The organism is Natronorubrum amylolyticum (assembly GCF_052040145.1).
In the GTDB taxonomy this organism is placed as follows: Archaea; Halobacteriota; Halobacteria; order Halobacteriales; family Natrialbaceae; genus Natronorubrum.
In genome coordinates, this window is the sequence record NZ_JBPPFW010000002.1 from 137,485 (window position 1) to 162,090 (window position 24,606).

General features: G+C 63.5%; 25 protein-coding genes. 16 read left to right on the plus strand and 9 right to left on the minus strand.

Annotated elements, in window-relative coordinates; all coding sequences use genetic code 11:
- Positions 1–32: 32 nt before the first annotated feature.
- Positions 33–2,777 carry an AAA domain-containing protein gene (locus ACSFDB_RS07000; protein WP_440770303.1) on the minus strand — a complete coding sequence of 915 codons (2,745 nt, stop codon included), beginning with the start codon at positions 2,775–2,777 and terminating at the stop codon, positions 33–35.
- Positions 2,778–2,981: 204 nt separating this feature from the next.
- Here ACSFDB_RS07000 and ACSFDB_RS07005 point away from each other — a divergent pair, with 204 nt between their 5' ends.
- On the plus strand, positions 2,982–3,557 hold the full coding sequence (locus ACSFDB_RS07005) for an SPW repeat domain-containing protein (RefSeq protein ID WP_440770304.1): 576 nt from the start codon (positions 2,982–2,984) through the stop codon (positions 3,555–3,557).
- A gap of 28 nt (positions 3,558–3,585) precedes the next feature.
- Here the strand turns inward: ACSFDB_RS07005 and ACSFDB_RS07010 are convergent, their stop codons facing one another.
- Positions 3,586–3,861: a hypothetical protein gene (locus ACSFDB_RS07010; protein ID WP_440770305.1), complete on the minus strand. Its 276-nt coding sequence runs from the start codon at positions 3,859–3,861 to the stop codon at positions 3,586–3,588.
- Positions 3,862–4,009: 148 nt separating this feature from the next.
- On the opposite strand from ACSFDB_RS07010, the gene ACSFDB_RS07015 reads away from it, so the two are divergent.
- The gene (locus tag ACSFDB_RS07015) at positions 4,010–4,561 is read left to right on the plus strand and encodes a hypothetical protein (protein WP_440770306.1); all 552 of its coding nucleotides are present in this window, start codon (positions 4,010–4,012) and stop codon (positions 4,559–4,561) included.
- Positions 4,562–4,655: 94 nt separating this feature from the next.
- The gene (locus tag ACSFDB_RS07020) at positions 4,656–5,777 is read left to right on the plus strand and encodes a mechanosensitive ion channel family protein (protein WP_440770307.1); all 1,122 of its coding nucleotides are present in this window, start codon (positions 4,656–4,658) and stop codon (positions 5,775–5,777) included.
- Between the two features lie 2 nt (positions 5,778–5,779).
- Here the strand turns inward: ACSFDB_RS07020 and ACSFDB_RS07025 are convergent, their stop codons facing one another.
- Positions 5,780–6,562, minus strand: a complete 783-nt coding sequence (locus ACSFDB_RS07025) for an SRPBCC family protein (RefSeq protein WP_440770308.1) — start codon at positions 6,560–6,562, stop codon at positions 5,780–5,782.
- 232 nt (positions 6,563–6,794) lie between these two features.
- On the opposite strand from ACSFDB_RS07025, the gene ACSFDB_RS07030 reads away from it, so the two are divergent.
- The gene (locus ACSFDB_RS07030; RefSeq protein WP_440770309.1) at positions 6,795–7,199 is read left to right on the plus strand and encodes a nuclear transport factor 2 family protein; all 405 of its coding nucleotides are present in this window, start codon (positions 6,795–6,797) and stop codon (positions 7,197–7,199) included.
- On the plus strand, positions 7,196–7,462 hold the full coding sequence (locus tag ACSFDB_RS07035) for a DUF8527 family protein (protein WP_440770310.1): 267 nt from the start codon (positions 7,196–7,198) through the stop codon (positions 7,460–7,462). Before ACSFDB_RS07030 ends, ACSFDB_RS07035 begins: the two co-directional genes overlap by 4 nt.
- 43 nt (positions 7,463–7,505) lie before the next feature.
- On the opposite strand, the gene ACSFDB_RS07040 is transcribed toward ACSFDB_RS07035, so the two are convergent.
- Together ACSFDB_RS07040 and ACSFDB_RS07045 are read right to left on the minus strand one after the other, a co-directional pair.
- Complete coding sequence (locus ACSFDB_RS07040; protein ID WP_440770311.1) at positions 7,506–8,468, minus strand: zinc-dependent metalloprotease; 963 nt, start codon at positions 8,466–8,468, stop codon at positions 7,506–7,508.
- A 144-nt stretch (positions 8,469–8,612) separates the two neighbouring features.
- Positions 8,613–8,909, minus strand: a complete 297-nt coding sequence (locus ACSFDB_RS07045) for a hypothetical protein (RefSeq protein ID WP_440770312.1) — start codon at positions 8,907–8,909, stop codon at positions 8,613–8,615.
- A 181-nt stretch (positions 8,910–9,090) separates the two neighbouring features.
- Between ACSFDB_RS07045 and ACSFDB_RS07050 the strand changes: the two genes are divergently transcribed.
- The 4 genes from ACSFDB_RS07050 (at position 9,091) to ACSFDB_RS07065 (ending at position 12,468) form a co-directional block, all read left to right on the plus strand.
- The gene (locus ACSFDB_RS07050; protein WP_440770313.1) at positions 9,091–10,347 is read left to right on the plus strand and encodes an RNA-guided endonuclease InsQ/TnpB family protein; all 1,257 of its coding nucleotides are present in this window, start codon (positions 9,091–9,093) and stop codon (positions 10,345–10,347) included.
- A 326-nt stretch (positions 10,348–10,673) separates the two neighbouring features.
- Positions 10,674–10,901, plus strand: coding sequence for an LSM domain-containing protein (locus ACSFDB_RS07055; RefSeq protein ID WP_006090390.1), 228 nt, complete (start codon positions 10,674–10,676; stop codon positions 10,899–10,901).
- Entirely contained in the window at positions 10,898–11,074 is a 177-nt protein-coding gene (locus tag ACSFDB_RS07060) for a 50S ribosomal protein L37e (RefSeq protein ID WP_006090391.1), read from the plus strand. The genes ACSFDB_RS07055 and ACSFDB_RS07060 overlap by 4 nt, the downstream gene beginning before the upstream one ends.
- Positions 11,075–11,274: 200 nt before the next feature.
- The gene (locus ACSFDB_RS07065) at positions 11,275–12,468 is read left to right on the plus strand and encodes a threonine synthase (protein WP_440770314.1); all 1,194 of its coding nucleotides are present in this window, start codon (positions 11,275–11,277) and stop codon (positions 12,466–12,468) included.
- A gap of 312 nt (positions 12,469–12,780) precedes the next feature.
- Here ACSFDB_RS07065 and ACSFDB_RS07070 read toward each other — a convergent pair whose 3' ends face one another.
- From ACSFDB_RS07070 to ACSFDB_RS07085, 4 genes are all read right to left on the minus strand, one after another.
- Entirely contained in the window at positions 12,781–13,590 is an 810-nt protein-coding gene (locus tag ACSFDB_RS07070; RefSeq protein ID WP_440770315.1) for a class I SAM-dependent methyltransferase, read from the minus strand.
- 364 nt (positions 13,591–13,954) lie between these two features.
- The gene (locus ACSFDB_RS07075) at positions 13,955–14,263 is read right to left on the minus strand and encodes a hypothetical protein (RefSeq protein ID WP_440770316.1); all 309 of its coding nucleotides are present in this window, start codon (positions 14,261–14,263) and stop codon (positions 13,955–13,957) included.
- Positions 14,264–14,375: 112 nt separating this feature from the next.
- Positions 14,376–15,113: a DUF502 domain-containing protein gene (locus ACSFDB_RS07080; RefSeq protein ID WP_440770317.1), complete on the minus strand. Its 738-nt coding sequence runs from the start codon at positions 15,111–15,113 to the stop codon at positions 14,376–14,378.
- Positions 15,114–15,152: 39 nt separating this feature from the next.
- Complete coding sequence (locus tag ACSFDB_RS07085) at positions 15,153–16,001, minus strand: proline dehydrogenase family protein (protein ID WP_440770318.1); 849 nt, start codon at positions 15,999–16,001, stop codon at positions 15,153–15,155.
- A gap of 175 nt (positions 16,002–16,176) precedes the next feature.
- On the opposite strand from ACSFDB_RS07085, the gene ACSFDB_RS07090 reads away from it, so the two are divergent.
- From ACSFDB_RS07090 to ACSFDB_RS07120, 7 genes are all read left to right on the plus strand, one after another.
- Positions 16,177–17,547, plus strand: a complete 1,371-nt coding sequence (locus ACSFDB_RS07090; protein ID WP_440770319.1) for an aspartate aminotransferase family protein — start codon at positions 16,177–16,179, stop codon at positions 17,545–17,547.
- 58 nt (positions 17,548–17,605) lie between these two features.
- Entirely contained in the window at positions 17,606–17,995 is a 390-nt protein-coding gene (locus ACSFDB_RS07095) for a Rid family detoxifying hydrolase (RefSeq protein WP_440770320.1), read from the plus strand.
- 268 nt (positions 17,996–18,263) lie between these two features.
- Positions 18,264–19,544: an amidohydrolase gene (locus ACSFDB_RS07100; protein ID WP_440770321.1), complete on the plus strand. Its 1,281-nt coding sequence runs from the start codon at positions 18,264–18,266 to the stop codon at positions 19,542–19,544.
- 117 nt (positions 19,545–19,661) lie between these two features.
- On the plus strand, positions 19,662–20,309 hold the full coding sequence (locus ACSFDB_RS07105; protein WP_440770322.1) for a DUF8102 family protein: 648 nt from the start codon (positions 19,662–19,664) through the stop codon (positions 20,307–20,309).
- Between the two features lie 530 nt (positions 20,310–20,839).
- Complete coding sequence (locus tag ACSFDB_RS07110) at positions 20,840–22,510, plus strand: BCCT family transporter (protein WP_440770323.1); 1,671 nt, start codon at positions 20,840–20,842, stop codon at positions 22,508–22,510.
- Positions 22,511–22,663: 153 nt separating this feature from the next.
- Positions 22,664–24,022 carry an aminotransferase class III-fold pyridoxal phosphate-dependent enzyme gene (locus ACSFDB_RS07115; RefSeq protein WP_440770324.1) on the plus strand — a complete coding sequence of 453 codons (1,359 nt, stop codon included), beginning with the start codon at positions 22,664–22,666 and terminating at the stop codon, positions 24,020–24,022.
- Between the two features lie 116 nt (positions 24,023–24,138).
- On the plus strand, positions 24,139–24,573 hold the full coding sequence (locus tag ACSFDB_RS07120; protein WP_440764046.1) for an ester cyclase: 435 nt from the start codon (positions 24,139–24,141) through the stop codon (positions 24,571–24,573).
- Positions 24,574–24,606 lie beyond the last annotated feature (33 nt).

Here is a 24,606-nt window from a genome sequence, read left to right on the forward strand (position 1 = left end):
GATAATTGACATCTGTCTCAGTCGAGAGCGTGTTACCCGTTCGCCCACTCGAGCATCCGCTCGTAGACCGGATCCGTCGCCAAGGCTCCCGAGTCGCCGACGAGTACAAGCGCGCGTTTCGGTCGGGTCAAGGCGACGTTGATTCGCCGGTAGTCCTCGAAAATCGGACCCTCGAGCGATCCCGTCGCGGTAAACGAGACGATGATGATCTCCTGACTCGAGCCCTGGAAGCGGTCGACGGTGTCGACCGAGACACCGTCGGGAACGTGGCTCGTGATTTCGGACACCTGGGCGCGGAACGGGGCGATGACGCCGATATCGCTGTGCTCGACTCCGGCCTTCTCGTAGGTTTCGACCAGATCGGCGATCCGCGCGGCCTCCTCGCTGTCGGTGTACTGGCTACCGGTGCCCTCGACATCGACGAACGCGACCGGGTCCCGGAGTTCGTCGGGTAACTCGGCGCGGGAGACGCCTTCGAGATCGTCGAGCGTCCGCGCCGCGACCTCCGGCTCCGCCGGGCGCAGTTCGCCATCGTAGAACTCCCGCGAGGCGAAGGCCTGAATGCGCTGGTTCATCCGGTACTGGCGGTCGAGCATCACGCCCGCGTCGGGGTGAAGATCGACGAGGCGTTCGAACAGCGACTCGGTGAGGTCGTTCTCCGCGCGGACGACCGGCGGCAGCTGTTCGTGGTCGCCGACGAGGACGAAGCGCTCGGCGAGGTTGATCGCCGCGCAGGTGCCCGGCTCCGTCAACTGGGCTGCCTCGTCGACTAACGCGGCGTCGAACGCTTGCTCTTTCATCACTCGCGAGCCGCAGGTCGCCGTCGTCGCGGCGACCACCTGCGCGTTCTGCAGCTCGGCGAGTCGGTCCTCGGGGTCGCCCGAGCGCTCGAGACGGTACGGTTGCATATCGTCTCGAACGCCGCTTTCAGAGCCCACGCGGACTACGCGGTCCGTTTCGATCTCACCGTGTTCTTCGAGTTGCTCGAGCAGGGCCTCGAGGGCGTTGTCGACCGCGCGATTCGTAAACGCGGAGAGCAGGACCCGCTCGCCACGCTCGACCATCGCGCGGATGGCGCGAGCGATGGTGTAGGTCTTCCCGGTACCGGGCGGACCGTGGATCAGCGCGCAGTCTTGCGCGCCGACGGCCTTCGTGACGGCCTCGTTCTGGGCCGCGTTGTTGTCGATGAACGACTCTTCAGGATCTTCGAACTCGGGCTCGGCCCGTCCGAACAGGATATCTTTCCGGCGTTCGTCGCCTTTGAGGAGCGCGTCGTGCATCGCGGCGAGCAGCCGATCGGTCGTCAGTTCGGAGGGATAGACGTCCAGTCGCGTCACTTCGACCGGCTCGTCGGCCGTCAGTACGACCTCCTCGTCAAGCCGCTCGATGATCGCGAGCTCCGAACTCCCGCGGACCGGGTGGCCGTCGCTCGCCAGCACGAAGTCGCCCTCTCGAATCTTCGAGTTCGCGCCGCTCGTTCGGCGTGCTCGGAGTTCCCAGCGCCCGCCCTCGAGCGGCCGTTTCTCGACGAACTCGAGGTCGATCAGCGCGCGGTCGTCGTCGGCCCGTTCCTGGGCGTCTTGCTCCCAGAGTTTGGCGTACTCGCGGTGGACCTCTCGTCGTTCCTCCTCGATCGCGCGGTAGAACCGGTCGAAGTACTCGCGTTCCTCCTCGGGGAGGGCCTGTCCGATCTGGCCGGCCTTCGACTCCTGGTCGAGCCGTCCCGAGACGACCATGCAGGTGTCCTGCTCGAAGCAGTACTCGCACTTCGCCGAGCCCTCGTAGCCCGTCGGAATTTCGCCCTTGATCTCCATGGCCGCGAGTTCGTTGCGCAGCCGAACGACGAACTTCAGGAGCCCGTCGCCCATCGAGAAGTCCTTCGCCGGGGTCAGGTCACCGGTCTCCTCGTTCCTGTCGAGCGCCGAGTTCTTGGTGTAGAGCAGGGTTCCGGTGTCGACGTCGCCGCCGTGTTCCTCGAGCAAGAGCGCGTAGCAGGCGGCCTGCACCTTGTCTTTGAATCGCGGCTCCTTCTTCAGGTTCTTCCCCGTCTTGAGTTCGACCGGCGCGCCCCGCCGGATGGCGTCCGCGCGACCGCGGATGCCGAACGTCTCGCTGATGAGCAACTGCTCGGATCGCCAGCTGTCCTCCTCGGTCAGGCGGCCCTGCTCGAGCCAGCCCTCGATCGCCTTCGCGTTCTCCCGGACGTCCTCGGTGACGGCGTCGGCCGTCTCGCCGAGCAAGCCGAGTTCGAGACCCCGTTCGTCGACGCGGGCGTCGATGGACTCCTCCAACTCTCGCCCGCGGAGGAGGTCGCCGAAGACCTCGTGGACCAGCGTCCCCTTCACGACGGGGTAGTTCAGCGGCACCCCGGAGAGCTTGTTCAGGAAGTAGAGCCGGGGACACTCGACCCAGTTGCGGATCGACGTCACGTTCACCAGAAAGGTCGGCTCGACGACGACGTAGGAGTCGCCCGTCGTCGAGTACTGCGTCTCGCCCCGGTACTCCTTTTCCTCGGCGTTCGTGACCAGCAGTTCCAGCCCGGGTTCGAGGTACTCCGCCGACTCCGTCCACTTGTTCCAGAGTGTCACCGTCGTGACGTCGTGGCCGTCAGCGATGTCGGGTTGGCCTACAGCGTCTCGAGACACGGGTTCCGATCGCGTCGATTCGTCGCCGTCGCTCGCGAGTCGTAGCGGCACTTCGGCGAGGTCGCTCTCGCCGTAGCTCGTCGATACCGACTTCACTTCGACGTCGCCCGCGACGGTTCCGCGTACGTGCACGAGTGTTCGTCAGGAGCGAGCCGTCAAAAACGCTATCGGTCGCGTGTGGATTCATCGTTCGAAACGGATCGACACCATCATCAGTGAGCTGCTCAATTCAGCAGCTCGACCTATCGTAACGATCGATTACCGACGAGTGTCTCTATCGCGTGACGGAACGGTCGTCGTCGTTTTTTGACGGCGACGGGGAAGCCGGAAGTACCAATGAGTGACTCCAACAGCAACGACCGCGATCCGGAAACCGCAAGCGGAACCGACGGCGGAACCGGACGTGAGGAGCGCAGGGAGGCGCCGGCCGACGACGTCGACTCCGGGACCGGCGTCGGCGACCGTGACGATCCCGGCCGGGACCCGCGGGACGACGCCACGCAGATCGCGAACGAGGAGCGGCGGCGCAAGGTCTCGGTCATCAGCGCGATCGTCGCCGTCATCGGCGCGTGGGTCGTCCTCTCAGTCGTCGCCCTCTACGACGTCTCGCAGGCGGCGTTCTGGAACAACGTTCTCGTCGGCAGCGTCGTCTTCCTCGCGGCCGGCTACAACTACTACCGCGTCGTCAACGACATTCCGCTCAGCGTCGGCGTCTCGGGGCTGGTCGCGCTGCTGGGAATCTGGCTGATCGTCTCGCCCGCGCTCCTCGAGATGCAGGCGGGGCTGGGGCTAACCACGAGTCCGTTCTGGAGCACGCTCGGCTCCGGACTGCTCATCGCGGCGCTAGCCGGCTACAACGCCTACGATGCGCGAGACGCGCGACGCGTCGCGACCGAATCCTCGCGCGCCTGAAACGGCTGGAAAACTGACCGCGTACCGATCACCGCGTCGCGTCGCCCGCCGACTCGCGCTCGCCGTCGACCTCGTTCTCGAGTCGGCGCAACCGATACTCAGCAGCGTGGTGGCCCATTGCGACGACGGCGAACGCGACCATGACGGCGGCGAACCCGACCGAAACGGTCGGAGAGACGCCGTTGACGTAGCCGTTCGCGAGCTGCCCGACTGCCAGCCCGAGTGGACCCAGCGCGAGAAGCGCACTCGTCGCTGGCGTGGCCCGAAACAGTTCGACGAACGAGAGTGGTCGGCTGACGGACATGGTCAAACGTCGGTTACCCATCCTGTCGGGGGAACCATCCTATTCCTTTTGGTTCGATTTGGGCCAGTTTCGACGGCGACGTATCGGGTCGTCGGCATCGTTCGTCACGACCGATACGTTCATTCTGCCCGCGCCACATTGGTCGCGTATGCGGATTCGCGAGTGGCAAGACGTACTCGAAGACGTCACGGAGCGGGACGTCGACCCCGAAGGGTGGCGCGCGGTCGCCGGTGACCGAGCCGGCGGCGTCGGCGAGGACATGTACCTCGCGCATCCACGCGCCGGCGTCTTCTTCCTGAAGACCTACGCGAAGAACCCGTTCGAAGTTCGCGGCGTCGGCACGCGGGTCGCCCGCAATCTGGACGACGAGATCGGGTCGTTCCTCCCCAGAGAGGACGCGGGCGGCCGCTTCGCCGTCCAGTCGCCGCCGGAGGACGAAGACCAGGTCGAGACGGTCTCGAAGCGCCTCGAGACCGTTCTCCAGACCCACGCGGACGCCCCGACCCGGCCGCAGGACCTCTTCGACGACGTGATGGAAGCCATCGAGAGCCCCGCGTTCGGGCCGATGGAGTACGATCAGTACGACCGGCCCGATCGGCTCGAGGAGCTCGGCGACCGGTTCGAGGAAGCCGACGAGTTGCTGGGCGCCGAACTCGAGGAGCTGATCGAGACCGACGAAGTCGATCGCGGCTTCATGTGAGCGCGGCGTCGCTCCGGGTCGGAACGCAGTCACCGAGCGGACCCCGGCTGTTGCCACGCTCGTCCTTTTTCAGCCGCCGACGATAGAGACGGTAGTGTCGTCACTACCACTGTCGCTTTCCGCTCCAAGCGACGTTGCCATCATTGGCAGCGTTGCCGATCTCGTGGACGTCTCCTGGCTCCTCGCGATTCTCGCGGTGATCGCCGCGTGGTTCGGCTCGAGACTGCTCTCCGAGCGGCTCCGGCCGCGACTCGAGGAGCGCGTGCTCCGGCCGTCGACCGCCAACGCCGTCTTGCTGGGCGCTCGCATCGCGATCGTGGCGTACGCGTTCGTCCCCATCGCCGGCCTGCTCGGTTTCCGGCCGCAGAACGTCTTCCTCTCGTTTACCGTCATCTCGCTCGTCCTCGGTGCGGTGCTCGCGCCGGTCGGCCGCAGCTACATCAGCGGCCTCTTCATCCTCGTCCACCGGCCCTACGAGGTCGGCGACATGATCGAACTCGTCGACCGCGAGGAACGCGGCTACGTCGACGACATCACGCTGGGCTATACGCGAGTCTACACCCTCGAGAACTCGTTTCTGGTTATCCCCAACGAAACGATGCGCGAGCGCGACGTCCGAAACCTCTCGGCCGAGGACGAACGCAGCAGGCTGTCGCTCGAGGTCTGCGTCACCTACGAGGGCGACCTCGATCGGGCGTGCGAACTGCTCGAGCGCGCCGCTCGGGACGTCGACGGCGTTATCGGTGGCGGCCCGCCGATCCGCGTCGGCCGGTCGAGGTTTCCGGCGGGGCCGAAAGCGTTCGTTCGGGAGTTCGCCGATCACGGCATTCTGATCGATCTCAAGTGCTGGATCGAGGCGCCCTATCTCCCGCTGAAGGTTCGATCCGCGATCCACCGACGAGCGTGGGACGCCTTCGAGGGCGAGGACGTCGAAATCGCCTATCCCCACACCCACCACGTCTTCGACGAGACGACCGGTCGGGTTGGGGTTGACGTGAATTCGCCGGCGCGCGAATCGTCACTCGAGCGCGGATCCGGAGTCGATCGCAGCGGTGCTGGCGGTCGTGAAGCCGATGGCGGTAGCAGGGCCGACAGCAGCCGGCCGCGCGAACGCAGCCCCGAGTCAGGGTGGTCGCTCGAGCGACCGGGAGAGCGACCCGCCGACCGCGGGCGGCCCGAGCGGTTCGGCAGGCCGGAGGAACGGCCCACCGACTGATCTCAGAGATAATCTCCCTCCCCGCGGTCGGAGGGGTTGGTCTCGAGCGACGGAATCTCCCCGGTCTCCGCGAGGCTCTTGAACCGATCGAGGACGGTGCCCGCGAGACTCTCCGGAACGATCCCGAGGCGCTTCATTGCACCGTTGCTGAGCGTCCCGCCCGGCGGGTCGAACCGAATCTCGAGCGTGACCTCCGTTCCGTGGTCGTTGGGTGCCGGCTGGAATCGGATCGTCGCCTCGTAGGATATCGGTGCTCCGCCGAGGGTTTCCCACTGCAGGCGTTCGCCGGACTGTTCCTCGACGAGTCGCGTCTGCCACTCGAGCTGTCGACCGGCGGGGAGCGAGACCTGCCAGTGGTGGTGATCCCCGTCCCCCATCGTCGAGGAGACGTCGGCAAACTCGCCGACGATGCGGCTCAACTGCTCCGGATCGCGCCAGAACGTCTCGAGTTCGTCGGCCGGTTTCCCGACCGTTACCGAGCGTTTGATCGTCGGCCTGTCGGTCGTCGAACTGGTGTCCAGCCGCTCGTGATCGGACGCGGTATCGATGCCGAGCCGTCCGTAGAGCCGACTATGGCCGCTGACGCCGCGAGCGATCAGGACGCCGCCGGCGAGCGTCGTGCCGAGCGACCGGCGCCGGAGGCCGCGCCACAGGAGCGCGCCGCCAGCGGCGGCCGAAACCACTCGTTCGAACCGGCCGACGTTCGGCCGCGAAGACCGATCGATCGCTCCCCACTCCGACTCCGGTAATTCGTCGATGTCGAGTGCTCCGGTGTCCGTGGTCATCGGGTGGGAAAGATCGATCGATGGTGTTCGCATTCGGTGCTGATCGATGCATCTCGCAGACGACATCGGGTAGGGGTGGCTGACATGTCTCTTGGCTCCGATAGGTACTCCGGACTACCCGTCAATTGGCTGTTCGCGCTGCACCTGCAACGCAGCGGACCGATAGGCCGTCGAGTCGCGACCTGCGTCTGCGTCCGGTGGGCCTTTGAGCGACGACCCCGACGGTACGCCCATGAGCGAAGGTCCCGAATCCGTCGTCCGCGACTACTACGACGCACTCCGGAACGGCGATCCCCTCGAGCCGTACTTCCTCGCCGACGAGTCGACGGTGAAGTTCGGCATCAGCGAGGCGCTGTTCGGCTACGACGAGGTAAGCGAGGCGTTGCAGGAACAGACCGAGACGACGGCGGAGTGGACCGTCGAGAGCCGGTCCCTCACCGTGACGGATCGAGACGGGGGCGCGACGTTCGCCGACGAGGTGACGATGGCCTGGACGGACGCCGAAAACGGTGAACGTCGGCGGTTCGAGACACGCTGGAGCGGCACGCTGGTTCGGCCCGAGGAGGAATCAACACGGGCGGGCGAGCACGAGTGGCAGTTCGCCACGATGCACGTCAGCGCGGCCGGCGAACTATGAGCCGCAGTTCGGGACGTGGCCCCCGCAGAGACGGGAGGCGCGGTTCCGACCGCGACCCGGACGAGCGCGGCCACGCCGAGTCGAACGGACTCACGAGTCCCTCCGCCCGACTCAAAGTGGTGTTCGTCCTGCTCGTCGGACTCTCCGGCGGCATGATGGCGTTACAGGGTGGGGCCTCGCTGGCCGTCGTCGGACTGGCGTCGACCGTCGGCATCGTCGCCGGCAGCGCGTTGCTCTGGTACATGCTGTGGATCCTTGCCTAGAATAATTCGGGCGACCGCCAGCCGAAGCGGCTCGCGGTGACGACTATCGATCGATCCGCTGGAGCCAGAGCGTCGGGTCGTCGAGTTCGTCCTGCGTCGGCAGCATCTCGGGACCCTCCCAGACCAGCGTCGCGGTCTCGAGGCCGTGGCCCGTGACGACCGTCTCGAAGAAGTGCTTCCCGCGCTCGTACTGTCGCTCCTTGAGTCCCAGCCCGAGCAGCCGGCGGAACAGTTTCTGGAGCGGGCCGCGGCCCTGCCGACGCGCGTCGAGTTTCCGGCGCAGGTCCTCGTACTCGTCGTCGAAGGCGTGGTCCATCAGGAGCTCCGCGTAGCCCTCGACGACGGTCATCGCGGCGTCGAGGTCGCGGAACGCGTTCCGGTCGAACGAGCCGTCCGAGAGCGCGGCGATGCCCTCTTCCATGCGCGCCTCGAGGTGGCCCGACAGCCACGGTGCGGCACCGAACTCCGCGGCGTGGGTGACCTCGTGGAAGGCGATCCAACGGCGGAAACGATCGGCGTCGACGTCGAGTTTTTCGGCGGCGTTGAGGATGTTCGGTCGAACGAAGTACAGCGCGTGGCTCTCCTCGGGGTTCTCCGCGAGGAGGAGCGGGTCGTACTGGCCGAGCACGTTCCGCCCGAGAAAGGCGAGGAGGACGGTCATCGTCCCCGTGTTGACGGTCCGGGCGACGCCGGGGAAGGCGCCGGTCTGAAACTGGTTCTCGAGGGTGCCCATGACGCGCTCGAAGGTCGCGATGTTGGCGTCGATCCAGTGGTGGCGGTTCTGGATCTCGACGGTGTCGGGGACGTCGAACTCGACGTCCGCCACCGTTCGCACGGCTTCCCGTGCGTCACGAACGTCGCGTGCGTAGGCCTCGCGCTCGCCCGGCTCGAGCTCGAGCGAGCCGGGATCGGTCACCGCCTTCGCGGCGTCGGCGGCCGACTGCCAGTCGATTACGTCGTCACCGGACGCCCCGGCGACGGCCCGGGCGCTACGATAGAGGTTCACGTTTGTCGGTACGGGAAGCACGCGCAAAAGCGTTCGGCCGGTTCGGATCGATGGCGATCGGTCGGGTTATACTGTCGGCCAGAAGTCAATACGAAGTCGGTCGCGAATTCGCGACCGATCTTCACGTAGTTCTGTCCGACAGTATTAGTTAACGATGACGTCCGGCTGCTCTTCCTCCTCGAGTTCGGGCTCGTCGTCGCCGCGGAACTTCTTGGCGGCGACGCCGGCGGCGACGAGCAAGACGAGCGCGACGATTGCGCCGATAGCCTTGCCGCCCGAGCCGTCATCCTCGGCTTCGTCCTCGGTTTCGGTCTCGTACTCCGTCGTCTCAGTCGACTCCTCGGTGGTACCGAACGGGAGTGCGGTATCGAGCGCACCCAGTCCGAACTGGGTGTCGCCGTCAAGATGCAACTCGATGAGGGTGAATTTGGTGTTTCCCATGCGTCGGTGTTCGACGAGTGGACACTTATAGGTTGGACAGGCTCAATACCACGGCCTTCAGGCCGTGGATACGCGCCGTCACTCAGTGACACATTCCTCCGGCACCGACAGACCCGGATATTCCACGTTAAACATAGATTTTAACATACACTATTCCATAACTGGTTATGAACACAGTCTAATGCTGGAGACGACCCGCACCTACGTCGCACGCATCACGAACCACAGTCAGGTTCGTGACGACCTCGACCAGTGCGGGTTCGCAGCATCAAAACTGTGGAACGTCGGACGCTACTACATTCAAGGCCGGTGGGATGAAGACGGCGAGATACCCGACGAAGCCGAATTAAAATCGGAGTTGAAAGACCACGAACGCTACAGTGACCTGCATTCTCAGTCAAGCCAGCGAGTTCTCGAGGAACTTGCTGAGGCGTTCACCGGCTGGTACAACTCCGACGACGGCAACAACCCACCGGGCTACCGGAAACGTGGCGACGACCACCCACGCTCCACCGTCACCTGGAAGAAGCGAGCGATCAAGCACGACGACAAGCACGGCCAACTCCGACTCTCGAAAGGATTCAACCTGAAAGAGTCGCGGTCAGACTTCATCCTCGCCGAGTACGAAACTCGGCCCGACGTAGAAGTCGAGAACATCCAGCAGGTGCGTGCCGTCTGGAACGGAGGCGGGTGGGAACTGCACCTCGTCTGTAAGAAAGAGATTCCAGTCGAAGACGCTCCCGGCGACAACACGGCGGGTATCGATCTCGGTATCAGCAACTACCTCGCTATTGACTACGAAGACGGCTCTTCGGAGTTGTATCCGGGGAATGTGCTGAAAGAGGACAAGCACTACTTCACCCGCGACGAGTACCAGACCGAAGGTGAGAACGGGCCGTCAAAGCGTGCGCGGAAAGCCCGGAGGAAACTCTCTTGGCGCAAAGACCACTTCCTCCACACGCTCTCAAAACACATTGTCCATCGGTGTGTCGAAGAAGGCGTGGAGAAGATCGCAGTTGGCGACCTCAGCGACATCCGTGAAGACGAGAACGGTGACTCGCGGAACTGGGGCCAGTCGGGGAACAAGAAACTCCACGGATGGGAGTTCAACCGCTTCACGAACCTGCTCGAATACAAGGCCGAGGAACACGGGATCCTCGTTGACCGCGTAGACGAGGAGAATACGAGCAAAACGTGTTCGTGTTGCGGGCAGATTCGAAACCGCAACCGCGTGGAGCGTGGTCTGTACGTCTGTTCATCATGCGAAACGACGATGAATGCGGACGTGAACGGTGCAGTGAATATCCGACGAAAGATAACTCAGAGTCCCCCGACGGGGGATATGAGTAACGGCTGGTTGGCACAGCCGGGAGTCTTCCTGTTCGACCGCGAGAGCGGGACGTTCAAAACGAGAGAACAGGGAGACTGCAAACCCTAATATCCCAACGCTGAGCAAATCGGAGATTTGCGATGTACGCGAATTGCTACGAAAGGCGCTTGCGCCTTTCGGCATGACGAGACGGCTTGCCGTCTCGAACCACTTCGATTCGCGTGACTCGGGATTCCTCCGCCTTCAGGCGGAGGAGGATGTCAAACTGTTTGCTGGGTGTTACGGATCGGAACCGCACTGTGTGCGCAAGGTTGGCACGAGACAGTACGATCGCTCTCAACACGGTCGGAAAGCGAGGTTTAGTCGCCCCTGAAATGGGATTCGATGGAGTCAGGACCGGTACGATTAAGTGTCCATCACCTGCGCTCTTTCGTATGAGTGGACGACCGCTGGATGTCCTCGAGGCGTCGCTCGGCGAACGTGTCACGGTACGACTCAAGAGTGGCGACGAGTACGACGGCGACCTCGCTGGCTACGATCAGCACATGAATCTCGTGCTCGAGGACGTGACGATCCCCCTCGAGGGCGAAGTGGACGCAGAGACGCCGGCCGAAGACACAACCATTATACGCGGCGATAACGTCGTTTCGATCACTCCATGACTGGCGCAGGAACCCCGAGCCAAGGAAAGAAGAACACGACGACACACACGAAGTGCCGTCGCTGCGGAGAGAAATCGTATCACACGAAGAAGAAAGTCTGCTCGTCCTGTGGCTTCGGCAAATCCGCCAAACGCCGCAGCTACGAGTGGCAGAAGAAGACCGGCGACAACTAACCGCGACGTTTCTGCCGTCTTCGCTTCTGTTTCCACCGACCTCGAGTCCCCACTGTCGGCTCCCGACTGTCGGTGTTTACGGTCGGTGGCACTCGAACGCGGCGTTCGGCGTGCTCTACACCGAGTAAGCACAGCCATCCCCCGGACGGACGCGTATCGCCTTTCAGTGGCTACAAGTCGCGGGCCACGAACACTCACCTATGGAGACGACGGACGCTTTTACCGGCCTCGACTGTGTCGACTGCGGGGCTTCCTTCGACGCCGCGGCGGAGCACCACACTTGTCCCGACTGCGACGGATTTCTCGACCCAACGTACGACTACGACACGATCGAACTAGATCGGGAGACGCTCGCCGCCCGGCCGTTCGACTCGCTGTGGCGCTACGAGGAACTGCTCCCGTTCACGCGCGAGTCCGCGGTGACGACGAACGAAGGTGCGACGGCGCTGGTGGACTGTCCCGACCTGGCCGACGAGTTGGGTGTCGAGCGACTGCTGATCAAGGACGACGGACGAAATCCGACTGGATCGACGAGAGATCGCGGCCAGTCGGTCGCCCTGACGGCCGCCAGCCAGCACGGCGCGAGCGACGTCGCGCTCGCCACGACGGGGAACGGGGGACAGGCCGCCGCCGCATACGCCGGCCGAGCGGGACTCGCCTCACACTCCTACGTCCCCTCGCGCTCGAGTTTCTCGAACAAGGCGATGATCAACGTCCACGGCGGCGACATGAACGTCGTCGGCGGCCGGTACGACGACGCCGTCGGCGCGTTCGAGGAGGGGCTGGCCGAGAACGAGGAGTGGTACTCCGTTCAGTCGTTCGTCACGCCGTACCGCCACGAGGGCGCGAAGACGACGCTGTACGAAATCGTGGAGGGACTCGAGTGGGAGGTCCCCGACGTCGTCGTCTACCCGACCGGTGTCGGCGTCGGTCTCGTCGGGGCGTACAAGGCCGCGACGGAACTCCAGAAACTCGGCTTGGTCGACGGCCTCCCCGGACTGTACGCCGCACAGGCCGACGGCTGTGCCCCCATCGTCGACGCATTCGAAAACGACCGGGACGAGCACGAGTCGGTCGAAACGCCGGACACCATCTGCGGCGAGATCGAGATCGCCGATCCGCCCGCGAGTGCGCGGGTACTCGAAGCGCTACGCGAGACCGACGGCGGCGCGGTGGCCACCGAGGACCGGGATATCCTCGAGGCCGCGGTGCAGGTGGCCCAGCACGAAGGACTCGAGCTGGCCCCCAGTCCGGCTGCGGCGGCCAGCGGGGTCTGGGAACTCGCCGAGCGTGGCGAGTTCGACGGGAGCGAGACGGTCGTCGTCGTCAACACCGCCTCTGGGAACAAGGAGGGTGACGTGTTGCGCAGTCACTTGATGAGTCAGGGCGTGTAGCGACGGTCGCGGGACGTTGGAGGGGGCGTCCGGCTATGGGTCGCTGCTCTCCGAGACTTGATTCGATAGTAGCACGGTCTCGGTATTCCGAATCATCCGTGAAACTCGCGGTATATCAGGAGATTTTCCCATCACTCAGCCTGCTAAATAATACGTTGTTTGTCAGAAACGGCGTGCGAAATACGGAGGGTGTATCCCTCACTTACCGGACTGAATATTCACACGAACGTGGCACATACGGCGTTCATAACCGTCAACCAGGTTTCGGTAGAAGAGGGCCGAGAACGCCGGTCGATGGCCGCTATTTTGAACTCACTCTTTGGTCGCGACGGTCTGAAGGTACTGATTCTCAACGATTGCAGTCCCATCCGTCGCGCGATTGTATCGACTCATGACGGTACCGAGGTCGTCTAGAAGGTTCTCTTGGTCATCGGGATTGATCGTCTCGAGCGCTCGGATCGTCGGGCCGAAGTACGTGCTGAACACCTCCACAGCGTGGTCGATCGACCGGTAGTATTGGAGGGCCGTCCGTCGATTATTCTCGATTGACCGAACACCTGAACCGAGTAGTTCTTCAAGCCCTTCGCTCGTTCCCCAGCGAAGGGGAGAGTGAACGTCAGGCGGTGGAGGCACGTACTCGGCGTGCGCAGCGAACCAATCTCTACTCCAACCCTCCGGCATCGGACCCGCCAGACCGATTTTGCCACCGGATTTACACACCCGAAGCAACTCGCGTGCTGCCCGCTCCTGATCGGGCGCAAACTGGACCCCATACACGGAGAGCACCACATCGTAGCTGTCGTCAGGGAACGGCATGTCCTGAGCATCACCGACGTGGAAGTCGATATCTTGCCCATTGGCCTCGGCACGCGCCTCGGCACGATCGATCAATCCGGAGACGTAGTCGATGCCTGTGACCTCACAGTATCGTCGCTCCGCAACCAGTGCCGCTGTTCCACTGCCACACGCGACGTCCAGCACGCGTTGGCCGGGATGGGGATCGACCGCTTCGCAGAGCGCCTCAGCCATGACCACATTTTGGCGGGCGATCTCGTTGAAATCGCCAGATTTCCACGTCTCCTTCTGGTTTTCGGTCACGCCAGCAAAGTCTGTTTCATCCATATTCTCACACCTTCTCGCGAGCGGATCCAATCGGAGTCGTAATACCCCTCCCCGTCTCCGTGAGTTGCTCGGGCAATCAGGAGATCACTCGAGAAGACGCTGTGTGTTACACGATAGCAAATGGCATAACAGTGTCGGTAGATCAACTCGGTTTATTGTCGTTCGGTACGGCCGCTTCCGAAATCGACGACTGGCACTGAAAGATACGTTCAGGGTATCATTGCACCAGGCTACGAACATCACCCGGATCTGGTAGGATTCCTGCCGACCAGTAAGCATCTGGCGTTGCCCAACCGGGTGTTTCATTACCGCACCTAACTCTCAATACCGAAACCGCAGACCGATTACTGGTAATCACCGAACGTCAGCGAGGACTGAACCGACTGGTCCGATAGTCGCCGCTGTTGTCGTCGTCAGTGTTCCGCTCGTCAGCGCCCCGATCCCCGCTCTCGTCGATATCGTCGTAGATGTCGATGTGGTGGACCGCACTCGGCGAGAGGAGTCGACCGCCCTCGAGTTCGAGCCAGCCATTCCCGTGGACGACGATCGGTCCCTCGTAGAGGGGCTCCGCGTCGGCGCCGGCGTCGTCGTAGATCACGACGTCTCGATAGGCGCGCGTGAGCGGGTTCATGTCGCCGCTAAATATCGATTCGGTGGAGGCTACCGGAAACATCGGTACTGAGGGATGACAGCCGTCCAACGCATAAATGTACCGCGATCGACAACCGCGAGGTTCGTGTCGCCGTCAGTCGCCGTCAGTCGCCATCAGTCGCCGTCAGTCGCCGTCAGTCGTCGTCGTTCTCCGCCGTCGCGCCGTCGCCGGCCCCCTTCTTCGAGTTCTCGAGCGAGCCGGCTTTCGCCTCGTCGACGACGTCGATCGAGACGCCGGCTTCCATCCCGCGATTCCGGTTCGCGTCGCCGAACCCGGCGCTCAACACGCGGGTGAGGGCGTCCTCGACGTCCTCGTCGAGTTCGGTGATCCGATCGGATTCGACCTCGATGACGAACCCGGTGGTGATGTTCGGCGAGGTCGGGAGGAACAGCACTTCGCGTCCGTCGTCGGTGACTTTTCCGGTCTTGAACGCCGTCATTCGCAGCCCGTTCCAGGTCTCGAGTTTGACGGGTTTCTGGAGGGAGTCCTGTTCGCCGAAGGCCGTTTCGGCGGCCATCTTCGAGGCGTTGTAGACGACTCGCATCACGGGGACGCGGTTCGCGACGTTGTCGACGACGCGTTCGACGAGTCCGCCGACGGTCGTCCGCATGAGGTAGCCGACGGAGAAGGTGAGAATGGTGAAGACGGTCAGGGCGACGACGACGCGAAGAAACTGCGCGAGCTGTTCCCGAGTCTGCTGGGCCTGGCCGCCGTCACCCGGGATCAGCGGCTCGAGGGCTTCCGCCTCGAGGATGAGCCCGGGAGTGAGCCCGGCGACGAGCCCGTAGAGCCAGTAAATTACGTAGAGGGTGACGAGAATGGGGCCGAGAACGATGAGCCCGCTCGCGAAATCTCGCTTCCACGAAGCCATGTACTCCAACTCACACTAGGGGATTATGAGCCCTTCCCTTTAGCGTCCGAGGATGGCGCGGAGGGCGAACCAGAGGTTTTCTTTCCGTTCGGTGACGCGACGGTACATGTACGACTTCCACCGGTCGCCGTAGGGGACGTACTGGTAGACCGGATACTCCGCGGCGAGTTCGTACTGGGCGTCGTCTCGAACGCCCATGAGCATCTGAATCTCGAACTCGGTGCCGTGTTCCTCGTGAAGCTCGATTGCGCGATCGATCATCGCCGGATCGTGACTGCCGACCGCGATTCCGCGGTCGTAGTGTTCGAACGCGTACTCGAGCAGCGCCTCGTACTCGTGGTTGACCCGCGCCGAACTCGAGTAGGATATCTCGTCGGGTTCGTTGTACGCTCCCTTGACGAATCGGACCTTTCCGGGGACGTCCGCGAGCCGTTCGACGTCAGCGCGGGTGCGTTTCAGATTCGCCTGCACGCAGACGCCGACCCGGTACTCGTCGTCGCCCCCGTACTCGCGAGCGAGGTCCTCGAACGCGTCGAGCGTGACGTCGGTCGTCGTGTGGTCTTCCATGTCGATCCAGACGAAGACGCCGTGGTCGGCCGCCGCCGCGACGACGTCCTCGAGTTCCTCGCGGAAGATGTCTTCCCCGAGGTCGAGCCCGAGTTGAGACGGCTTGATCGAGATCGTAGCCTCGAGGTTCGAGTTCGCGATGTCGCCGGCCAACGCCCGGTACTCCGCGGCGTCGGATCGCACGGGCGGGCGGTCATCGTGGTGTTCGCCAAGCAGGTTGACGATCGCCCGCACGTTTCGACCGTTGAGTTGTCGGACGTGATCGAGCGCCTGTGCGGGTGACTCTCCAGCGACGAAGCGGTTCGCGATCGGCGGGATCATGTTTCCTCGTTGGACTGCCAGTCCTAAGGGGGTTTGTGTGTAAAACGGTCCGTTCGAGTCGGTCGCGGCGGATCGTTCCCGATCGACCTCGCTCGTCAGTGTGTTCAAAATCTGTATATGCTCTGTATGGATACTGTGGACAAGATATTAATATCTGTTTCACCTGAGGTCACGTATGACGGCAGGACCGCCGATCGACGACATCCACTTCGATGACGCACCGAACGTCGACTCCGTTCCCGGACCGAACACGCGAGCGCTGCTCGAGAAACAGGAGGACATCGACAGCAGCGCGGTCGCCTACCCGAACGATATCCCGATCGCCTTCGAGGAAGGAAAAGGCGCGACGGTCCGCGACGCCGACGGCAACACCTACATCGACATGTTCGCCGGGATCGGCGTGCTCAACGTCGGTCACTCGAACCCCTACGTTCTCGAGGCCGTCCACGAGCAGGCCGACAAGTTCGTCCACACGGTCGACTTCCCGACGGAAGCGCGACTCGAGCTGATCGAGAAGCTCGACGAGATCGCGCCGGCCGGCATGCAGGGGAACAATCGGGTCGTCTTCGGCGGTCCGACGGGCAGCGACGCGGTCGAAGCGTCGATCAAGCTGGCGAAGTACAACACGGGCGGCGACGGCCTCATCGCGTTCCGCGGCGCCTACCACGGCGCGACGACCGGCGCGATGAGCGTCACCGGGAACAAGAAGTTCAAGGGCCACTACACGCCGCTGCTTTCGGACGTCGTCCACGCGCCGTACCCGTACCCGTTCCGCCAGGACAAGTCGTCACAGGAAGCGGTCGATCACGCGCTCGAGGAGCTCAAGGCCATCGTCGAGGACCCCTACGGCGGCCTCGCGAATCCGGCCGGGATCATCGTCGAACCGATTCAGGGCGAGGGCGGCATCGTCACGCCGCCGAAAGGGTTCCTTCAGGGCGTACGCGACATCGCGGACGAAAACGATATCGTCCTCATTTTCGACGAGATCCAGAGCGGACTCGGCCGCACCGGCGAGTGGTGGGCCTGCGACTGGGAGGGCGTCACGCCCGACGTGATGACCTCCGCAAAGGCGCTGGGCGGCGTCGGCTTCCCGCTCTCCGCGACGATGTACAAAGAGGAACTCGACACGTGGGGATCGGGCGACCACGCCGGCACCTACCGCGGCCACGTCGTCGCTATGCGCGCCGGCACCCGCGCCATCGAGTACATCCAGGAACACGACCTCCTCGCCCACGCCCGCGATCTCGGCGAGTACATCCAGGGCCGCCTGCAGGAGGCCGCCGACGAGACCGACCGTCTCGGCCAGATCCGCGGCAAGGGGCTGTTCATCGGTGCCGAGTTCGTCGACAGCGACGGGAAGCCCGACGGCGACCTCGTCGACGACATCCAGCAGTACTGCTTCGAACACGGCGTCCTCGTCTGGACGGCCGGCCGCCACGGCAACATCCTGCGGTGCATCCCGCCGCTCGTGCTCACCCACGACCTCGCGGAGACGGCGCTGGACGTCATCGTCGACGGAATCGAACACGCAGTCGACGACGCGTAACGACCGAACTGACCCACGACCAACCCCTCGATTCCCTTCTGAAACCGATTCGACTGACATGTCCGATACGGATCCCATCGAAACCGACGGCGCACCGAGCAACGACAACCCCTACTCGCAGGGCGTCCGGGCTGGCGACACGCTGTACGTCTCCGGCTACGGTCCCGTCGATCCGGAGACCGACGAGGTCGTCGACGGCGATATTCGAGAGCAGACCGACCGCGTGCTCGAGAACATCGCGGCGGTCGTCGACGAAGCCGGCGGCGACGGTCTCGAGGACGTCGTCAAAGTCACCGTTTACCTGACCGACCTCGAGGACTACGATGCGGTCAACGAGGCCTACGGCGCGAAGTTCGGCGCGGAACCACCGGCTCGAGTTTGCGTGGAGGTCTCGCGGCTGCCCGAGGACGTTCGCGTCGAGCTGGACGCGATCGCGCACCTCGGATAGGTCAGCCGGACCAGGTAGTTCGACGATCGAATCGCCGACGGTGAGGACGGTGATTCCGCCCCCTTTTCGACTCACCGATTCGTTTCGTCCCGTACTCCACTCACCCGATTCACTTCAGCCCCGTACTCGACTCACTTTGCCCGCACTCGAGCGGACTGCAACTCCGCCGTTACTTCGCACCCGCTAGATCGAGTGCTCGACGGGGAGCGCGTGGCACCTCCCGGTATCGACCACGGTTAAGTAGCTCCCCCGCCTACAACCGGCAAGAATGGCCTACGACGTGCGAAACAGGTTGACCGACCTCCGGCGGGAGTTCCACCGCTATCCCGAACCCGGCTGGCGGGAGTTCCGGACGACCGGGCGGATCGTCGAGGAACTCGAGCGGATCGGCGTCGACGAGATTGCGATCGGTCGGGACTGTCTCGCGACCGACGCGCGGATGGCCGTCCCCGACGAAGCGGAGATCGAGCCCTGGCTCGAGCGTGCCCGCGAGGCCGGCGTTCGCGAGGATGTGCTGGAGCAGACGGCTGACGGCCACACCGGCGTCGTGGCCGTCCTCGATCGCGGCGAGGGGCCGTCGGTCGGCCTGCGCGTCGACATGGACGCCACGGCGATCAGCGAGTCCGACGAACCCGGCCACCGGCCGGCCGACGAGAGCTTTCGCTCCGAACACGACGGCTACATGCACGCCTGCGGCCACGACGCCCACGTCGCGATGGCGCTCGGCACGCTCGAGGCGGTCGCGGCGAGCGAGTTTTCGGGGACGTTTACGGTGTTCTTCCAGCCCGCCGAGGAGATTTCGGGCGGCGGCAAGGCGATGGCCGAAGGGGGGTATCTCGACGACGTCGACTACCTGCTCGCCGTGCATTTGGGGCTCGATCATCCGACGGGGTCCGTCGTCGCCGGCGTCGAGAAGCCGCTCGCGATGGCTCACATCACGGTGACGTTCGAGGGCGCCAGCGCACACGCGGGGAAGGCCCCCAACGAGGGAGCCAACGCGATGCAGGCGGTCGCGACCGCGATTCAGAACGCCTACGCGATCCCGCGCCACGACGAGGGGATGACCCGCGTGAATTTCGGCTGCATCGAGGGCGGCACCGCGAGCAACGTCATCGCCGAGGAGATCACCATCGAAGGCGAGGTCCGCGGGGAGACGACGGCGCTGATGGAGTACACGCGGACGGAACTCGAGCGCGTCTGCTACGCCGCCGCGGAGATGCACGACTGCGACGTGACCCCGCGAATGATTAGCGAGTCGCCGAGCGTCGACAGCGACCCCGCGCTGCGGGACCTGGTCGGCGAGGTCGCGCGACGGACCACCGGCGTCCACGAAGTAATCGAGACTGCGGAACTCGGCGCGAGCGAGGACGCGACCTACCTGATGGAACGCGTCCAGGAGTCCGGCGGACTGGCCTCGTACGTCCTCGTCGGAACGGACCACCCGACCAATCACCAGACGCCCACCTTCGATATCGACGAGGAGAGCCTCGACATCGGCGTCTCGGTGTTGACCGACACCGTCCTCGAGTGCGCCCGTCGACGACCCTGATCGCGCTTTCCTCGAGTGCTTCGTCCTCGGTACGAGCGCCACATCGCCGATATGTGAATTAAAACACATGTTTGCTGAATCAGAAACGTTAATTCGCGGGATGCCCGTGTACCCAGTATGAGTCAGGATGACGTGCCGGCGTCTCTGGAGACGGCAGCCGATGCCGATCGACCGCGCGGAATTCTTACGCCCTCCGATCGCGACTTCCTCCTCGGGCGAAAGACGGACTACACCGACCACTCGAAAAAGCAGAAACGCAACCGGATTCGCCGCCGCGTCCGAAACGCGGTTCTCGATTTCAGCATTCTGTTCGAGTACATGGAGGAACGAGACCGCAAGACCGTCTTCGATCCCGACGACGACGAACGCGACGCCTACACGCAGGGGATCACCGATATGCTCGCCTTTCTGCACCTCGGGACGATCGGCTATCACACGCCGTTCAAGGACATGCTCTCGGAGGGCGTCGGCCAGGCCGAACAGCGCCTCGCCGGCTCGAACTACCGGATGGTCAACGTCGAGTTCAACGTCGAACCGGTCGGCCAGATCGACGTCGACGAAGTCGTCGAGAAACTCGAGAACGAGGAGTTCGCTCAGCTTACCGACGAGGAACTCCGCGCGTTCGTGCGCCTCCTAACCATGTCCGACGAGTTCTCGCCCGAATCGGCCCGCGAGGAGATCAAGGACCGGGTCGACGAGTACACTAATCAGGTCAGCGAGAGCGCCGCGGAGCGCGAGCGAAAACTCGAGGAACTCACGAACTGACTGCCGTACGACGGCGTGGCGTCGACTCGAGCCGAAGACGTCGAGGAGAGTTTCGATCCCGGCTCCCCGTCCTGTTTGTCCCGTCGGTGCTCGACTGCCGCCTCGAGCACCACGTCGTTCGTTCGGCGCGCTCTCGTTTCGACCCGGCCCGCTCTCGCAGTTGCCCGCCTCACTCCTGTCGTCCGCAGTGACTACGGTATATGACCTAGTCCGAATATCCACACATTCACCCAGACATGGGTATCCCGAAGTCATCGGTTTGTGGTTTTGGGTTATATTCCGAGGGTACGCAGTGATTGTGGAGTAGGGTGAGAATAATAAAACAATCGGTCGGTATAACATATCGTTGAGGCTCTCCGTAACAGACGCGTCCGATAAACGTAAACTGTGTATGTTAGATACAAAAAGGAAATATTTATGCGAGAGACTGACAATTGGTCCGGTATGCTATCGCGAAGCATGGTAGATGCAACACGGGGACGGTGTGTGCAATCGGTTACCAGCTGCTCGAGGTCCGGGGGTGAACGCGCATGAGCAGCGACGAGAAGGGGGCAGTCGATCGGTTCTTCGACGAGCTCGACCCGATCGTCTTCGCGTTCGGTGCACTGCTGACGGTCGGCGTGATCGTCGCGTTCTTCATCGATCGGGACTTCGTCGCAAACGGGATCACGACCGTCCAAGGGGAGATGGTCAGCTACATGAACTGGGCGCTGCTGGTGATCGTCTTCCTGATCGTCCTTTTCCTGTTGTTCCTGATCGTCGGCCCGTGGGGGAAGATCAAGATGGGAGACGAGGACCCCGAGTACAGCTTCTTCTCGTTTTTCACGATGCTGTATTCGGCCGGGTTCGCCGCGGGAGTCGTGTTCTGGGGGCCGACGGAGGGACTGTTCTACTACGCCGATCCGAACCCCCTGTTCGGCGTCGAAGCCGAATCCAGCGCGGCGATGACGTACGCGATCCAGCAGACGCTGTTCCACTGGGCGTTGCCCCAGCTCGCGGTGTTTACCATCATGGGCATCGCGATCGGCTACTTCGCGTACAACTACGATAACGTCCCGTTGCGGGTTTCTTCGGCGCTTACGCCGATTCTCGGGAAAGAAAACCTCGACGGTCCGGCCGCCAAGGTGATCGACATCCTCGCCGTCTTCGCGACGATCGGTGGGGTCGCAACCTCGTTGGGATTCATCGGCAGTCAGTTCATCAGCGGGCTCGATTATCAGTGGGGAATCGACATGGGCGACGCCGGCATCCTGATCGTGGTGACGACCATGACGATCCTGTTTACGATCTCGATGGTGCTCGGGGTCGACAAGGGGATCCGGCGACTGTCGAACTTCAACATGGGGCTGTTCGCTGTGATCATGGTCGTGACGTTTATCGCGGGGCCGACGATGTTCCTCCTGTTGCTCGGCTCGCAGGCCATGGGCGGAATGATCAGCGACTTCGTGTCGATGAGCCTCTACACCGGTGCCGGAGAGGAGGGAGCCACCGGCTGGGTCGAGGCCTGGACCGTTTTCTACTGGGCCTGGGCGCTCTCGTGGTCTCCGTTCGCAGGGCTGTTCATCGCCCGCATCTCGAAGGGACGAACCGTCCGCGAGGTCGCGTTTACCGGTATCGTCGCGACCTCGGCGGCAACCGTCCCGTGGTTCACGTTCGTCGGCGGTACTGCGGTGTGGGCACAGCACACCGGCCTCGCCGACTTCAGTGAAGTGATCGCACCAGGGGGTCCCGGTCCAGAAGTATCCGGATTCATCCTGTTCGACGCGCTATCGTTCTCAGTCGCCGGGGTCTCGATACCGATCGGTTCGTTCCTGATACTCGGCTTCATGGTCATCGTGACGACGTTCTTCGTCACCTCGGCGGACTCCTCGACGCTCGCCGTCTCGATGATGACCACCGGCGGCAAGGCGTCTCCGTCGACCATCAACCGCCTCTTCTGGGGAATCGTCCTCGGTCTGACCGCCGCGATCCTCATGATCCTCGGCGGTGAGGGCGGTGCCGGCGCGCTGCAGGACGCGGTCGTCATCACGGGCGCGCCGTTCGCGATCGTCTGCTTCCTCGCCTTGCTCTGTCTGGTCAAGGACTTCAGCGGCTCGCGAGGCCGCGTCCTGCTCCAGGAGAAGACGGTCATCTTCGGCTCGGCTCGAGGACAGTCCGACGACGAGCCGGCGGCGGCCGCCGAACCGGGCGACGACGACTGACCCGTCTGCGAATTTCGTTTTTGCGTATCACACTCCGAATAGTTACGCAGAACGGCGAGAGTTGTCGTTGCTGCCCCGATGGGGCGTCTCCTTCGGCGACTATCGTGCTCATCTATAACAACATTTAATGTATGACGTACACATTATCTGTGTATGGATAGGGATACAGCGGAACCGAACGTGGATGCCTTTCCCGGCCCCAACGCCCAGGAGTGGGTCGAGTTCCACGGCGCGAACGCGGCACCGAGCGAGTACTCCCACGAGTTCGTCTGGGACGTGACCCGCGAGGCCGACGGGCCGTTCGTGACTGACGTCGACGGCAACGTACTACTCGATTTTACCTGCCACATCGGCGCGGCACCCCTCGGCTACAACAACCCGAAGCTCACCGACAAGCTTCGGGAGTTCGACCTCGTCGAGCCGATGAAAATTGCCGGCCAGGACATGTACTTCGGCGCCGGCCCGACCCCCGAGGAGTCCGACGTGCCGGGCTCGAGTCACCTCATGGACAAACTCGTCGAGGTCTCGAGACAGTACGATATGGACACGGTCTTCCTCTCGAACTCCGGCGCGGAGGCGATGGAGAACGCGATGAAGATCACCAACGATTACCGCGCCCCCTCGAAGTACGGCGTAGCGTTTTCGGGGAGCTTCCACGGCCGCACCTTCGGAACGCTCTCGATCACGAAATCGAAGGAGGTCTACACGCGCCACTACCCACAGATCGACGGCATCGAGACGATCCCGTTCTGTGCCGATCGCGGCTGTGACGCGAGCACCTGCGACTGCGGCTTCTTCACCGGCGCCGGCTCGCAGCTTCGAAACTCCCTGTCGCCCGAGGGCGGGCACATCAACCCCGACGAAATCGCCTTCCTCACCCTCGAGCCCATTCAGGGCGTCGGCGGCTACCGCTTCCCCAGCGAGGCGTTCATGCAGGAGGTCGCGGACGTCACCGACGAGTACGACATCCCGCTGGTCGTCGACGAAATCCAGTCCGGCGTCGGCCGCACCGGCAAAATCTGGGCTTCGGATCACTACCCTATCGAGCCCGACGTCATCTCCGCCGCGAAGGCGCTCCGCGTCGGCGCGACAATTTCGCGCTCCGAGATCTTCCCCAGCGAGAAGAACCGGCTCGGCTCGACGTTCGGCGGTGGGGATCTCCTGGGATCGATGATGGGCACGTTCACCCTCGAGGCCATTCAGGAACACGACCTGCTCGACAACGCGACCCAACGCGGGGAGCAGGCGAAGGAACTGCTGCGCGACGACTCGCCCGACTACGTCCAGGATGTCCGCGGCAAGGGGCTGATGCTCGCGGTCACCTTCGATACGCCCGAGCGACGGACCGCCGTAGTCAAAGAGTCGCTGAAACGCGGCATGCTCACCCTCGGCTGTGGCAAGAAGACGATTCGACTGCTCCCGCCGCTGGACTCGAGCGAACGCGAGATCGAACTCGGGATCGGGATCTTCCTCGAGGCGATCGACGCCGCGGGCGCGACGGTTCGAGCGTAATCGATCGGACAACGGGGGCCGCAGTTTCGCCCCGGGTTATACTAGTGCCGTTCTCTGACCTATCAGAGGCAGGCGCAAAGGGTTATGAACCCTGTGAGCGTGTACCACGTCGGTGAATGTCAGTGACCTCACGAACACCGATGGAGGCCGTCCGACAGGACATCGAAGACGTCTGGAACGGCGGTGATTTCGACGCGATCGATGCGCTCGTCGCCGACGAATTCGTCTACCGAAATCCGATGGTCGAAGAGCCTGTCCGCGGACCCGAAGACTACCGCTGGCTCGTCGAGAACTTCCGCGGCGCCGTCTCGGATTTCGAGATGGCCGTCGAACAGATGATCGAGGACGACGACGTCGTCGCGACTCGGTTCCGGACCACCGGCACGCACGAGCGAGAACTGCTCGGAGTCGAACCGACGGGCAACCGAATCGACGTCACCGGCGCGATGTTCGACCGCGTCGAGGACGGCAAACTCGTCGAGCGATGGGTCAACGACGACGCGCTCGGCTTCATGCGACAGCTAGGACTGGTCGACCAACGCCCGTTCTGAGCCCGATTCCCCGCTTTCGTTACGTTCGCCTCG